Below are 15,664 nucleotides of genomic sequence, written 5' to 3' on the forward strand. Positions count from 1 at the left end.
ATTGTTTAATGATTGGACTTTGGAATAGGGTTAAAGTTCCATTATTCGTTGCCACTGAGGGAGTGAAGCCACGGACCTCGAAAAAATCACCATGACCAAACTATGATCACCTATCCAATGACTCATAAAGCGAATTCAAATTCACGCTGCTCAAAAACTCTCTGGCAATGGTTGTCAGCTCATCGGATTTGAGCACCAGCGCATGACTGGCGTAACATGCCTGCCGCAAGCAGTCAGCCTGAAGAGATTTCTGAAACTCGCAAGAGCTTTCAATGACAGTCATCATGGCATGGAGCTCTTCTGGTGAGGATGGGTCATGAGCGCCGTAGTTGTTTTCCTCTGAGTATCCATAAATGCGAGCATTACCCCAGCAATACGTCAGGCTTCCGCCTTTCGAGTTTGTCACTCCATAAAGATAATGACTAAAGGCCTGCTGAAGAGCTGCTCTGTTTTTGTTTTTTAAATCATTCACAAGAATTTGCTCATCAAGAGATAGCCTTAAGGGCTCTGAATTGGATTCGTATTGTTTGTTCATTGCCTTCTGTTGATTGATTTTTTGCAATGAATGCTTCAAGTCTGAGCGTTTCTCAGCGATTCCTTGTAACAGGGCTTCGACCTCTTTATCCGTCACTGTCAAGCACCAGTCCCAGTCAGGTTTCCCCAAGATAATTACCGGACGGTGGTTCGTCTTGCCCGACATTAACTTCGGAAATGCGGGGTGCTGCGCCAGCATTCGTTCTATATTCGGAATGCCCTCGGGTTCGTCCGACCAGGCTTTCTGTATGGATAAGCTGAGAATGTTCTTTTCCAGGGAGGGCGAGAAACCATCATGGCAATGAGTGACAAAAAAGGGTTTAGCATTTATCGCCAGGAAGCTTTTATAAGGCATCCGCCATATCTGGCTATTGTTTCCTCTGGACAAAAATTGCTTATACCACTTTTTCAGGCAGTGGCTGGCTTTAACCTTCAGTTCACCAACACTGTGCAGAAGCACCAGTAGCTGATGGTGCTCATGGGCCTCTATAATGTGGCCTGCATAGGTCGGCAGCGGATCCAGCCAACCCAGTGAGAGGGCTTCCCGGGTAAAGTCAATAACCGAAGGTTTGGTCAGGTTACTGTTTTGCAGAATATGCACTATTGAACTCAACCACTCCAGAGGGTTTGCTCCACCCTGAACAACCGCTCTTGAGTGCAATAACCTGAGTTGTTCAGTGACCTGATCTTTATCGCTGTTGGACAAGATTTTTTGGACTGCCTCCGACATCGGTTTATATTCCTGTCCCCTGTCGTCATAGACAGTACCAATCAATTGCCTCTCACCGAAGCTCAATGCTTTTGTCTCCAGTGACTCAAATATGGAGACACCCATGGAAAAACCGGTTAAACCTTTTTTCCCCCAGAGGTTCTTTAACATTTCGACAGTGCCTGGATGGGTTTCTGGCAATTTACAGTCTGTCCCAAGGGTTTTGTTCAGTTCCTCAAGACTCATGCCACAGGCTTCAGCCAGGGTTTGCTGTTGTGCTGAATCAGCACCTTTCAGGAGTCCATTCAGGAGATCCCTGGTCTTCTTTAACTCAGTGCCTGAAGCACTGACCCTTCTTTTGGGCTGAAAGCCAGACTGGATTTTTGTTGCCTTGACAGGAGACCCGCCCAAATCCACTGACATCCAGGTTTGGCCTCCATCCAGGGAACACTCTGCAAAGTCGTGGATACGATTAGACATTTCCCGGCATGGAATCCCGAAATAACGACAAAAAGCAATAAAAACAGGCACACGATGACGACAGCTACCTTGCCGTTCTGTTACGAGGAATTGAAAGAAATTTTTATTCTCTTCCGGTATCGCATCACCGGAAAACTCCAGACAATAGTCCCTGATCGCCTCAATGCGTTGCGTCGTTTTTGTGGCGTTTTTTATCCTCTGCAAAGGCATCTGTACTTTGGATGGTTGTTGATTAATGTGGGTCAGAACTTCCTTCAGCACTTGTTCCATACCTTCTGAACAGCGGGCGTCAAAACGTTCTGACTCTTCTGATCGGGCTTCTTCAGCAGATGTTTTTTTGCCCGGTTCCCGGTGTTCTGTGACATAAGCAAATTGAATGTTCTGGTTGACCACGGCCTCTGGGACAGACAGCGTGTGAAGCCCGGTATATCGGTCCCTGACCAGAGCAAATCGCAATTCGGGTTCTAGGCGCAGGGCCACGATATAGTCGTCAGGCGTCAGGCTGGGTAAGGCATATCGACCATTGTTTGATTGCATCTCAACGGTTGCTAGTGTCTGGTTTCTGGCTAATGTTACTGGCTGATCACGCTCTGGTAACCGGGCCGGTATAAGGACTTCGGCGCCCTGAATGTATTGATCATTAATACTGATCCTTTTGATATCGCCCTGAGCAGACACACAAATATCCATTGCCCACCATCGATAAATCCCGGGGAAATGGTTCGGTAAGTCAAAAATTATATGATGTTCACATTGAGGCTTCTCCTCGTTCTCATAGTTCGTTGTCCGGTCCAGTGCCGGAGCCTGTTCCTCGTGGGCTTCGGGAATGTACTTCTCAGGCGTTTTATCACCGCTAATAGTCAACGCTTTGTTAACTTGTTCAGACGCTTTATCAACGCGAATAGCGGGTGCTTCCTTGATAAAATCGCCTACCAGATGGTTCGGCAGATCACTGATCTGATGCCAGAACGCTGGCCACCATTGGACTTCACTGGCTTTCCACGTCTTTATAAGCTGATCAGCCGCCTCAAGATAGGGCTGGTTAATTAACATTGTCAGCGTTTGTTGCTGTTCTTCCGTCAGGGGAAATACGCTGTTAGCGTCCACGCCCGTCCGACCAAAATCACCAGTAAACCAGCGTTGCTGCCAGTGCCGGTAGAGTGCCGCGATGAGAATATCGTCCGACTCGTCCGGCTTCAGGGAAAGACCGGATGCCTGCCATCTGGCCTGAGCCACCCCTTTGATGATTTCCGTTTTGGCTTCCTCTGCAGTCGGACAAGCCTTAAAACGAATTTCATGGTGTTTTTTATCAATAGCGTTGCGATCACTGCGCCGTATCAACCACGGACGATCAATGCCTGATACTGTTTGGTTGAACCATTCGCAAAGTTGAGACTCAAGCTGACTTTTACCCATGGCAGGTGGCGACAACAGGGGCAGTTCCGGCAGCGATAGATTGGCGGCCATCAGGTAAAGCCGGTAGTGTTGATGGAAGCATTGATGAAGGCCGTTTTCGGTAACATCGCCCCCTCTGATGACAGCCCTGGCGACATTCTGTAAATCAAGGCTGGTGGGCTGCAACGACAGATTCTTGCGTTGCAGGTAAGCCCTTAGTCGACAATGCAGCTGAGTCAGCTTTTCAGCCACGGTTTTAACCTTCGGGTTCTGTGGCAACACTTTCTCAGCAATGGTCTGTAATTCGGCCGGGTTATACTGGCGGACGGGCAAATGTCGAAAACGCCCTTTCAGTGCCGGTGATAAAGGTTTTCGCCCGCTGTACTCAGGCGGGTTGATGGTGGCAAACAGGTGGAAACCCGGATCGGCCTCACCGGCCAGAATATCGTTTAACTCACCTTCCAGATGCTGGCTATCGATCAGATTCATTTCCGAAATCACCACGATGGCGCCCTGGATTCTTGCCGTCTGGATCTTTTCACACAGTTTCTCCCAGGAACAATCACAGGCATTCAGGAGAAAGACTTCCGGCATGGATTCTTGCTGTTGTTTAGCTTGCCGTTTGACGCTTTCAATCAGCAGGTTGAGAGTGACATCCTTGCCCCGTCCCGCCGGTCCTTGAATCAGCGTCGCCTGACGGCCGCCGTGTTTTATCTTGCGATGATAAGCCTGCTGACAGCGGTTTAAATCCTGTCCCAGCCGTTGCACCAGCTCAATGACTGCCGATCCGGAGGTATCAAACTCAGGTCGGAATTCTTGGGTTAATGCTTCGAAGTCCCGCTGAATATCCGGCAGGGTGTGGTTATGAACTTTGTCGCGCAGGGTGTTGTCCGGGTGGTAGCGGGCAGCGAACCAGATTTCCAGTGCCGAAAGGGCATCCTGATGAGTCTCGCTGATTTCGGGGCCCAACACATCCCGGAAACTTTGTTGGATCAAACTGTTCACTTGCTCACAGCTGGCACTGTCTCCTTTGGATAACGCACGATCCAGATACCAGCCCACCCAGCTGCAGATATCGGTTAAATCCCTGGGGGTAAACTCATGCTCGGGCAACAGCTCCTGGTAATATTGCCACAGTGCCATCACACTCTTGCTGGCACTGTGTGCAATGTCGTTTATTTGATGCCGTTGCAACTGATTGAGTAAAGCCGGTTCCACTACTCTGTCTCGAAGGAAAGCCTGATCCAGGCGTGGATAGTAAGCCCTGGGCAGTTTCTCTTTCAGGGCCGGGTCCATTTGGCGCCCGGCGTAATGATCCGGGTTGCCGGTGAGAATCACCCGGTGTTTTGGGCTGACCTTGACAGGATGACCATTCACATAGATGCAGGGTTGTGGTTCCCATAAGTCGTTCAATGATGCCAGCAATCCGGCTTTGGCCAGATTGGCTTCATCCAGAACCAGGGTTATATAGTTTCCTCCAACATAGCCTTCGTCTTTGTCGGATTGGGTCTTGGCCCATTCCATCAACGCCCGGTTTTGCTGCACCATAGAGCGGTCGCCATCGGCGTGTTGTTGCCACTGCCAGCGTTTCATCAGGGTCTGTTCGCTGTCGGATGGTCCAAGGGAAATGACAGAAGCTTGTCCGGAAGCCTTGGCCATTTTTGCAGAAAAGTAACTTTTCCCGGTGCCGGTTTCTCCCTGCAGGAATATAACAGGAGAGTCCTTAAGCCGGTCATGGAGTCGGGACAATCGACGACTTTCACGATCCTTTTGACTTATCTCGCCGTGATAAAGATCCCGGGCCAGTGCTGACAGGGGCGTATCAGTGGAGCCCGTCCATTTAAGTGATTCAGCCAGTCGATGTTCAATGAGTTCAAGGCGTTCTGCCTCAGAATTCGCTGTTCTGGCCCTATGAAAACAATCGCTGGCCAGAGCCTGAATGGTATCGGATCGCGTCTGCCCTGATGGCAAACGTAACTGCCAGCCAGAAACCAGTGCATCTTGCAAACGTTTAATCTGTCTTGATGGCCTGATGGCTAAGGGTAGATATTGCTTCGCTGCCTGTGGATCCACTGCCAACTGATAAGCCATTGCCTGTCGATGCTCTTCAGGCCCATGGGCCACGATCAGGGCGCAGAGTTTGTCCAGAGCTTCTTTTTTACCCCACCTTGAAAGTGGATTTTCATAGGACAGTAGTAATCCTTTAGATTTAGTGCCCTTGAATATTGTCGGGTCAGTGGCTCTGGCCAGTGGCCACAGGTTCTGCTCCAAAAACGCTCTATCCAAGCGCGGGGCACTGTTGATGATGGCCGTTAACTGCTCCGGGTCTACCAGGATGGTTTGATCCTTGTGCGGTTTTTTATGAGCATCCGGCGTCTTATCTGGTAACAAGTGCCAGCAAGCCACTTTCATAAAGTCCCTGACGAGCGGATTCTGCCTGACGCCATGGGTGATGACGCTATTGATGGCCCTGCGCCAGTGGCGGGGCAAAAGCGTTGGGGACTGGTCAACCTGTTGTGCCCGACGGGCAGCCAGTATCAGGTTATTCAACAACCCTTCGGTCATTTCAGGCAGAGGCTTACAAAGGTCGGCAGGGACGGTTTTAAACGCCCGGTAAAGTTTATTAAGCGCTTGTTCAGGCAGCTCAGTCCGCTGGATTTCATGCCTGATGGCATTGATATTCCAGAGATCGACCTCAGGACACGGGTTACCTGAGGCGACCATTGAATAAAAGACTGAAGACGGGCTTTTCACAGACTCAGGCCAGAGTAGGGTGACATGAGCCTTTGGGTAGGCTTGTAATTGACCGTTCACCAACAGAGGCTGCCCAATAACCAGGGGCTCCAGAAGCTGCTGAAGCCTTGGGTTACGCTCGAGTCCCCGGAATACAACCGGTTTGCCAGCGGTTAATGCCGCCTGCAATTTACTCGGACGTCGTCCAAAATGCGCCTGTTGTTCCGAGGTGATATGGATATTATCAAATAGCTGGCTGAAGCCGGTCTGTTCGGTGACCTGAATGACCAAAGGGGCTTCCTGCTGATTATTTATCCAATGACTTGTCTGGGCATGTTGCTGATAAGTGACGGCATTAAAGGTGGCGTGATCTTTGATTGGGTGTTCATCGCTTTCTGTCAATCCCAGGGCTTCTGGCTGCTGTCCCGGATGAGCCACCTGAAGTCGTGGCGTCAGGCCGGTTGTCTCCCGAATCGTCTGCAGTGAACCCAGCAAAAGAAACCAGAGTGCCTCAGTGAGGGGGGACGTCAGGGTGACGACACCACCTGCCCGAATTTGTTCCAAAAGACAGGTATTAGGGACTGCGTAGCCTTCCGGGGCAATGGCAATCGGGCTCAGCCACTCCCTGATATTACTCTGATTAAGGATGATCGGGTTTCCTGGTGCCTGCTCTTTATCAAGTTCTTTGTCATCTTCTTTATTGTCAGAGCGAGACAGACTTTGGAACAGTGTATGAAGCTCGTTATTTCCTAGCGGCATCTGATAAAACTGAACATCGTCGGGTAATGGACAGATCTTCCCGTTGCTCTCAAAGCACTGTTGCGCCAGCATCTGTCGAAGCGTTTGTTCAAAGGCCAGATCCTGCCAGTCGGCCCCTTTCAGAATCACTCGTTGTCCGGCCTTCAATGACTCAAGCTTGCCGGGGTTGTGTCGGATGCGCCCTTGTTGATCCACTCCGGGGCCGCCCAGCAACAACTGCCGCCAGCTGCTGTGCAGGTGGCAGTTAATAAGAAGGGTATTTTCGTCATCCATAGCACTTTCGGCAGAGGGAAGTTCAGCCAATAACTGAACCTCTTTGATATCCATTGATGAGGCATTGCCGGTCTTTTCGTTGAACTGCCAGGTATTGCCCGGGCGATTAATTCGCCGCCAGAAATCAGCCCCCGGTGCGTCGGCCCCCGGTGCGTCGCCGCGCCTGCCAGCCCATGACAACTGTGCGCGATCTGCCAGGACCAGCAGAGTAACATGCTCGCCCAGAGGACGTTTTTTCTGGCTGACGTTGTCGTATAGACAGGGTTTATCCGGGTCCAGCAGATCGTTAAATTTGGGCAGTTCTTCGCCGCTGAGCTTTCGGATATCGATTACCAGAGTCAATGGCTGTGAACTTTCAAAGAGCTTGCCTGAGCGCAGAGTGTGGCGACCATCAACGGACATGCTCAACCGGCTCACCAGATTAGCCTGCAAGAGGTCATCGGGATGGGAAATCAGAGTGACATCCCGACCTTCATCACAGGTCTGGGCAATTAAAAGCTGTCGAACCTCATCATCACCGGTGACAAAACGGAAATCGAAGGCATGAGGGGACTTTGGGAGCGAGGAGTCCGTTAAGGATACAGTTCTTGCTCTGTCAGGCAGTGTCTCCGGAGATGTTGATATCTTCAGTTTGGAGTCTATCTCGGAGCAGATTCCTACACTCGTTTCTTTCGACGCCAAATCCTGCTTTGCTCTCTTGGCTGTTACACGACTATCAGGCTCTTGACTCTCAAGAACCGGTTTGGTCATTTTCCCATGAATTCGAGCATCCATAGTCAATCTCACCCCTGACATCTGAAGGACTGTATTTAAAATCTTTCATGATATGACCTTCGAAATGGACGAAAGTTTCATTCGGATATTTAGCAAAATCGTCGTAAACCCTCGCCCAATCGAGGGTGTCGCAAAAGCCCAACAACTCGTTCCCACGCTCTGAGGGTGTCGCAAAACTCCAACAACTCGTTCCCATGCTCTGAGGTCGTCATTCCCGCGAAGGCGGGAATCCAGCGCCAACGGTGGATCTCTGCCTTCTCGGGGATGACAAGGCCAGGGGGGGCACCGGGCAGTATGGTTCTGGTGGAGAGTCAGTGTGGATTCCCGCCTTCGCGGGAATGACGAGAATGAAGCCGGGAATGTTGGGAGTCAACTCGTTCGCACGCTGGAGAGAGTTTTGCGACACCCTCGACAAGGCGGGGAGTGTCACCCTTGGCTATTGAAGATGCCGGAGCGGTGACTCAAAACGTGAATGTCACCGGTTTCCGGGTTCTTTGTGAGAAGTGGTAAAACGATCTTGTGAACTTTATTCTTGGCTAAAGAATATTTTTTCAGTGCAGTTGATTAATAATTAAATCGCAACTATTTTAGACAGCACATTAATTGAATGTTTGTACAATTGAACATGAAAAAGAACAGTAGTACTTACTGTGGATATCTTTTTAGTACTGGGATATTGAAGGATTAATGACCCTTAGAGCGTTAAATTTCGGGTATTTAAAATTCGCTTTCAGTGGCATAGTATCAGGAAAACTGAACAAAAATTATTCGAATTTTATAGTATGAAAAATGGATTAACACTCAATTTTATAACTGACTATGAAATCATTGATCTCTTTCTTCTCCTTATTCTTGGTTGTTTTGCACGTTCAAGCTTTTGGCTCGACTTCTCTTGATCATCTGGCAGCTTTAATTCCGGATTTTACTGGAAAATTATTTTCCCCAATACTTCCTCTTGAAAGAAACAACGCTGAAAAAACGCTAATGGATGCTTTTAAGAAAAAAGTAATAGCGGATCTTAAAGGCTGGAAAGACCCCTTTCTTGAAAGCAAGACAAATAAAGTGACAAAAGAGTACCAGGAACTCGATCGCAAAAAAAATACAGGCGTTTCTAAAAATGAAAAGGATAACTTTTACCAGTTGGCCTATGACAAAAATGAGGCTGGCAATAGTGCACATGTCTTGAATGCTTTTTTATCTTTATTAATCGATACTGCTAACAATGTTTCTTTGAAAGGTAATACAGGTGATATACACGGAATTGTCAGCCTCGGTAATTCAAGTGAAAAGGGAGCAGCGGGTGGCAAAGGTGATCGGTTGCCTGAAAAAAACGGAAGTTCGGCCAACGATCAAAGCCAAGAAGCTTTATCGCAATTTAAACTGGGCAAGCGCAAGAGAAAAAAAGAAAAAGAGCTTGATTTTGAGGTGCTGGACTTATCACCTCGAGAGGCAGCCAAGCACTTCCTGAATACCGTTGATCAACTTGCGAGGGAACATAATATATCCATCAAAAGAATAATCGGGAATAATAAGTATAAGGGTTCTGGTTATATGTATTTCAGCGATGGTAGTTACATTACTAGCAGTGGGGATGTAGAAGAGATATTTGTAGATTTTATATTATTTACGGAAGGGTTGTTAAGAGATCAGAAGTTTGTTTATAGTGATGATGCTGATAAATATCGTTCCGGTCAAAAAATCAGTTATAACCAAGTGGAGCTAATAGATTCAATATTATCAGAAATGTTTGCTCGGAAAAATAACGAGTTCTCAGAAAGAAATTATTCAAATCGTCAATATTATCTTCGTGAGTTACTACCCGATTACCTTTATGAGAATTACAAAGGTTTTGACGATGTTAACGGCTTTCAGGCAGTTGGGCATGCGACATTTCCATTCTTTGAAAAGATGCTTTTTGGGGAAGGCTATTTTTCAGAATTTGCTGGTTTTATGAGTTTTACTGATCAATATAAGGTAGAAATTATTGCAGAGGTAAGGAAGGATTACAGCTTTATAGATTGCAAGAATGAAATTATCGCTGTCCTTAGAGGTAATGACAAACTTAGAATGGCTTTTAATGAAGAGGTCATGGCGGGAGAATTTAATAGACGCTGGTTAGATATTCTTGATGATATGTTTCAAGAAAAACCAGACTCAGTCGGACAGGCTCTTCTACCTGATAACCCCATTAATCTCAAATTTGGTGAAGAGTTAGAATATGATTTGGTTTCTGAAGAAAAAGATCAATGGGGCGGGCCAAGTTACTATTATCTTACGAAAGTAGATAAATATATGAAAAAATTAGGAGCAAATAAGGAAACTGCTTATGGTCCTATTAGGTACACTTTTGATGGTCATTTCTATGTGGCCCCTTTTGTAGATTTTAAAAAATGGCTTGAGGTGAATTGTACGCCTTACCATGATGGTGACGCTGGTGCGGAAAAATGCTTTAAAAAAGTATTTGAACTCATTGACTTAATGATTAAAGATGGCTTTATAGATCATGCCTCGGGTCACAAGCATGTAGATGCACTCTCTGCCACCCGCGGCAACCCCGGCGTTCTACTGGAATTACAGAGGGAGATTGAGAGCAATCCTTATCTAACCAGAGCATTTGGTAATAATGACCGAATTGTTAAAAAAGATGAGGGTCAATGGTACAAACTGTTTTCTGATTATGCTGATTTGAAAAGCTTGGCAATTGAACGGATGAATTGGATGATTGCTACGTATAATGAGAAGTTGGCTGGTGTAAATTATGGGGAAGGAAGTTTTTATTGGCTAACGGATTCAGAAAAATTGGAAAAGCTTAAACAGTTCTCAAAATTATACAGTCATTTTGTGCAATTGGCTCCTTTACAAAACATGTTTGGTGCAGTTGGTGATGTGTTTTTAGATAAATATATGGCTGTATCTTTGTTGCACATTCCAGGAACTGAGATAATTGATCCTTATGGCACAATAGAGTTTCGCTTTTTTCGTTGTCCTGAAAGTATGCAGGAATTAAAATTGATTAATCAGTTTTTAAAAGCCTTGTTCGAATATATCCATCAGCGTCGAATGCGAAATGAGCCGATTGAGCCTGTACCTGACGACGTTAAATCCAGCAAAGATTATACTCCTGAAGAAGTTCTTCATCATACTGTTGAATACTTGCAAAAACTGGGACTGAATCCGGCTGACTATCAAAGCTTTCTGAATAAAGTGTCTAAGGATATGTGATCATAAAATGGTGGGTTTGATAGCCCGGCGCAGTTATTGTCGGCTCGACCCGTGCGATGGTTTCGATAACACACTGGGTGGCCGATTAATGACAAGAGAGCCTGTGGTTGTTGATACTCCCTGTTTTTACTTGTTGCTCATCGGAGCTGGTCATCTTCTCGCAGCCCTAACCTCTATGCAAGTTTCCTGATAATGTGGAATGTTAACTTTTTTTGGAGTACAGCCACTACATTCAAGTAATGATTGGCATTTTATTCTAAGCTCTCCCCGGCGGCAGTTAATGCGATCCAGGAATGTCTGGGGAGACCTGGTGCTCAATTATCGTAACCGCAGCAGGGCCATCTTAAGTACGACAGCTTCCAAGTATCTATATTGGGTATCTTTCAATGGGTCATGGGGTGGATGTTGTTGAGTATAAAAAACGGCATATCTTTCTTGTGGTTGGCCTGGCTATTTCTGGCCGTGTTCTGTGCTTATTCTGCTGATTTGTCCGGTGATACCATTCCAGATAGCCCATCTTATTGTGCACAGTTTTCTGTTCCCGGTGTTTCTGTAAGTTTTTCGTTGAACCTCGAAGATGTTGGGGCTGCGGCGGTTGTGCAACTGGCGGTATCGTCTGCAATCGTGTTATCGGCGTTATTTTGTCAGGGTTCTGCCGTGGCCTGTAGTCGGATTATCTATCCTCTTTTGCAGGTTTACATTATTTCGGCTGGTCTGCTGCACCGTTTTCTTTTGATTGATGCCTTCCGGCAATGGGCTTCGTGGCTTGTATTTTCCGGTTCGCAGTGGAACCCCGTGAGAATACCCGATTCTGCCACTGCTGAGGCTGGCACCTTGAATCCGGTGCTTGGCTACTCGACTCTGGCAGAAGCCGATCCAAACTATCGGATACGGCACGATAATTTTGCCAGCCTGCACAGCCTTGTGGCCTATGTTACCGAGCTTAATAAGCAGATCACACCCGGTCAGCCGGTCGTGAAAAGTCGTGATGGAAAAGCCCAACTGCAGGTTCTGCAACAAGATACAACTGCAACCGTATTCTCGATCATTCTTCCAAACAGTGACAACACAACCAGCACTTATCAGGTGGGGAGTAATCGGGGCATTTTCTGGATAAAAACATTTAATGACATTAATGTTGAGCGCTATCAACAGGTTGTCTGGAGCGAACCGAAAGAAGGAAGTACTACTGCTTGTTTAACCGTCCAGCTTATTGCTCCAGAGAAAGCAAGTGAGTCTGGTTTGCAACTCGAACTAGCGGTGCCATCCTGGCTGACTCACCGGCTTCTGGCAGTCAGCTCTGCAAGGGCTATAGCTGAGTTCAGCGGGTTGTTTCTGAATTGGTATTGGTCGGCTTATTTAATGTCTGAACCGGTGAAGGCTATGATGTCCCGGCGACATCAAGAACCAGGTTTGCAAGGGCTGACGCCTGTGGTTCCTGCCTGCTACTCCGACAATCAGCATTGTTTTGGCGGGATGACCATGCAAGGTTTCTCTGCTGGTGTTGTTCCACAGTCACATATGATGGATACACCTGTAGAGGAAAATAGTTTTTCCAGCAGCGGAGAAAGCTTCACTCTCAACAAACCTGACGAAAGGGAGCCAGAGGGTTCCGGGGCGGATGAGGGAGAGGGTGCCGACGGTGGAAAAGATAAGGACAAGGGTAAAGGCTCCCCATTTTCTGAAAAGCCCCGTTTGTCACCCGTCGCGTCACCAGAGAGTCTTCTGTGGCAGGCGACAAAACAGTTTTTTTTAAACCGTGGATTGAGTGTGGGGCAGTCACCCGAAGTCGATCTTCAGGATGCCTACGACTTAATGCGCAAGATGAGCCATGCAGGCATGCTGCAGGTTTTACCTGTTGAAGGTCAGCCGATGAAAGACTGGGCAATGGTTGTGAGTAAGCGTCTTGCTCGTTATATCAATGATCCCACAAGTCCAGCAGGTGATACAGAGCAGCCTGCTTTTTCTGATCACAGTCGTAGTCGTGATGATGAGTATGTTGTACCCATGACGCAGGATATGTTTAATCGTGTCGTTGATAGCTTTGATAAATATGACCAGTTTTCTCAGACTATTATTAATCTGCGCGATGGCCTCAAGGATATTATCGAAGCCTTTTGTGTAGAGAAAGCAACGGGTAGCTGCTTGTATGGAGGAGAGTCTGTAAGAGCGTACATAACCAAACACGGGTTTGGACATCAGTTTAAATTCAAGGATAACGAGCCTGTGACGGATGATATTGATGTTCTGCTTGGGTACGACAAAGTAGGTGATTTAAAACAGTGGCTGGACACAAAGCTGGTTGGTTTTAAAGTATCAGAACCCCGTAAAAAAATGTTGTTTTCTTTTCCCGGACAGGGACCTGATCCTGGAGCCTATAACCTGTATGTGTTTGATTTCACGGTTGAGAGCGGGTCAATAAACGCCTACCTCCCAAGCCTGGATGTCGCTATGGCGATTACTGGATCAAAGGCGACTTTTCAGTCAGAGGAACTGGTTATTTATGAGAGCATCGTCAGGGGGCTAAACGCTGATGCGGTGGTTCGCAATACCTCTGTACGTAAGCAGGGAAAGCATTGGGATCGTGCCCTCTATTTGAAATCGGTTTTTTCACAGAATTATTTCTTCAGTATGCTTTTAGACGACATAGATCGGCAGACAGGTGAATTACCATTACAGCCAACTCACAGGAGTACTCATTCCAAGTCAGCCAGGATTGAAGTGATGAAGGAGCGCATTGATGAACTGACCTGTGAATTAAATGATAAGGAACAGCAATTAAAGATTTTGGAACAAAAAGTTTTGGATACTTTAAAAGCTAATGAAATCAGTCTTGCCAAAAAGGAAGAGGAGCGAAACCAATTATTTCATGAATTTCGGCAGAAGCTGGCGAGGGAAGATAAAGAGATAGCTGACAGCCGGTCTGCTAATAAGAAAATGGGTGAAAAAATATTGTTATTAAATAAACTGAATAAAAGCTATGAGGAAAAAAATGTAAATCTTGATAAGGAACTGAAAAGTCTTGAGCAACAACTAAAAAAAATAAAGCAAGATCTAGCTCAAGCTCAAGATAAGAGAAAGGGTGTTGACAGGTATAAAGAAAAAATCAGTCAGCTTGATCTTGAAGTACTCAATATTAAACAAAAGTTGGAAGCGTCAAATACCAAGTGTAACGAATTGCAGGCAGATAATGAAAGGCTTAAAAAAGAAGTTTCACAATATAAAAAATCACATGAAAAATGCCTTGAAGTCGATAATGAAGCCCCAAAAAACTTGAAAGAACCAATTAATAATGTTAGTCAGCGACCAGACCAGCATAATAAGTTAACCGGCAAAAATTCCAAACGTAAAGCTAAATTGAAAAGCTCAGTACGATATGCGTATGTCTCGACTGAAAGTTCATTGTACAAAGCTTTGTTGGTAGGTATTTCAGTTTTTATAGGCTACAAGCTAGGCGATTCCTGGTTGCGAGAATCCATGCAGAAATTCATGCAGGAATCCATGCAGAAATCCATGCAGGAGTCCGATAGTGATGGCATAGAAAATCCTTGCCTTAATTTAGATGATTACACAGGATTAAATAGGCAGATACTGCAGACATTGTGCGGCCTTGATAAAAATTATAGGGTTGTTGATTATCAGATTTTCTCGTTCATTCGTAAAAAAGCAGCTTTTGAATTTATGAATAAAAAAACTTTCTTCGAGAACCAAAGAGCACAAAAAATACAGAAGGGAAGTAAGGTTTTATTAGTTCATGCCAGGCACTGTCTGCTAACTCAAATGACACCAAAGCAACTGCTGCAGGTTGTAGGTGGCATCAGAACTGGCAAGGAATCGGTGGGTGATAAACTTTCATTGAATGAAGTTATCACTGGTGTGGTTGATTATTGTGGCTTGATGCCTGATAAAAAATGGCAGTACGACTGTGGTCGTATGGCGGTGCAAAGAATGCTTTCGAAGCAATTTGAGAATGAGTATTATGTTGTTGTCAATGGAAGAAGAGATATCAAACTTGGAAATTCACACAGGGTTATCAATTTCCTTCCTGTGTGGGACATAACTTCAGAAAAACTGCGCTGGTATGATGTTTGGCCCTATCGTCTTGACAACGAAGGATATGCCATTCTGGGCAATGCAACTGAAAAACAAAGTACCATGTTTTTACTGACAGAATGCAAAAATAGAAATTTAAAAAAAGAGCTTGAGTTTAAAGTATTCTCTGATTTTAAGTGGCTCAAAAAAGGTTTCAAATGTGCTGAGAAAACTGAAATAAATGTGAAACTTGATGCAGTCTTCTGGTGGAATCATTATTATCCAGAGGCACATCGCAGCACAGCTGGTTGTCATGATGGAAAAGGGCGTTACCACGGGGCATGGGCAGATACCGATCAGTAGTTACTTAAGGGCTGTTGAGATTTTAATCTGCCTTTCTTCTGAAGCATTGCGACCTCCGCGACCTCTCAACAGGATATTGATGATGCGTATGCTTGGCCGCCCTCAATTGCTGAGTCAATAACCGCTGCTGTTTTGTCTGGCAAGAGAGATTCGTTTCAGTATGTCCATATCAATGCACAGGTATCCAGCTTTGATTCTGAAGGGCGTGGGTTTATTTGGCGTTTACCTTACATCTGAATAATACTACTAAGGAATTAGTTGAGTGCAAAATGGAGTGTAGATCGGGTGGTTCAGATCACCCAACCCCAAAATTTTACTCTCGTGCAGATTTTTGTCCCATAGTTCAATTGTTCAACAATGAGATCACCGGCAGTTCTCATGCCCATATAG

The 15,664-nt window shown here is 46.0% G+C and carries 5 protein-coding genes; 2 read left to right on the forward strand and 3 right to left on the reverse strand.

Annotated features, from left to right (window positions below):
* Positions 1-106: 106 nt before the first annotated feature.
* Genes P6910_RS04380 through P6910_RS04390 form a run of 3 tightly spaced genes read right to left on the reverse strand, consistent with a single transcriptional unit; the run spans position 107 to position 8,063 of the window.
* Positions 107-7,657: an AAA family ATPase gene (locus P6910_RS04380; RefSeq protein WP_317145067.1), complete on the reverse strand. Its 7,551-nt coding sequence runs from the start codon at positions 7,655-7,657 to the stop codon at positions 107-109.
* Complete coding sequence (locus P6910_RS04385; protein ID WP_317145068.1) at positions 7,614-7,853, reverse strand: hypothetical protein; 240 nt, start codon at positions 7,851-7,853, stop codon at positions 7,614-7,616. The genes P6910_RS04380 and P6910_RS04385 overlap by 44 nt, the downstream gene beginning before the upstream one ends.
* A gap of 12 nt (positions 7,854-7,865) precedes the next feature.
* Positions 7,866-8,063: a hypothetical protein gene (locus tag P6910_RS04390; protein ID WP_317145069.1), complete on the reverse strand. Its 198-nt coding sequence runs from the start codon at positions 8,061-8,063 to the stop codon at positions 7,866-7,868.
* A gap of 413 nt (positions 8,064-8,476) precedes the next feature.
* Between P6910_RS04390 and P6910_RS04395 the strand changes: the two genes are divergently transcribed.
* Together P6910_RS04395 and P6910_RS04400 are read left to right on the forward strand one after the other, a co-directional pair.
* Positions 8,477-10,879 (forward strand): hypothetical protein, encoded by a 2,403-nt coding sequence (locus P6910_RS04395; RefSeq protein WP_317145070.1) that lies wholly within the window; start codon positions 8,477-8,479, stop codon positions 10,877-10,879.
* Between the two features lie 408 nt (positions 10,880-11,287).
* Positions 11,288-15,274, forward strand: a complete 3,987-nt coding sequence (locus P6910_RS04400; RefSeq protein WP_317145071.1) for a hypothetical protein — start codon at positions 11,288-11,290, stop codon at positions 15,272-15,274.
* Positions 15,275-15,664 lie beyond the last annotated feature (390 nt).

Origin of the sequence: Endozoicomonas sp. 8E (genome assembly GCF_032883915.1) — a bacterium.
Taxonomy (GTDB): domain Bacteria; phylum Pseudomonadota; class Gammaproteobacteria; order Pseudomonadales; family Endozoicomonadaceae; genus Endozoicomonas_A.

What these genes read in the sequence shown, in the direction of transcription:
- P6910_RS04380 (WP_317145067.1), bottom strand. Translation starts at nt 7,657, where the DNA reads ATGGATGCTCGAATTCATGGGAAAATGACCAAACCGGTTCTTGAGAGT.
- P6910_RS04385 (WP_317145068.1), bottom strand. Translation starts at nt 7,853, where the DNA reads ATGGGAACGAGTTGTTGGAGTTTTGCGACACCCTCAGAGCGTGGGAAC.
- P6910_RS04395 (WP_317145070.1), top strand. Translation starts at nt 8,477, where the DNA reads ATGAAATCATTGATCTCTTTCTTCTCCTTATTCTTGGTTGTTTTGCAC.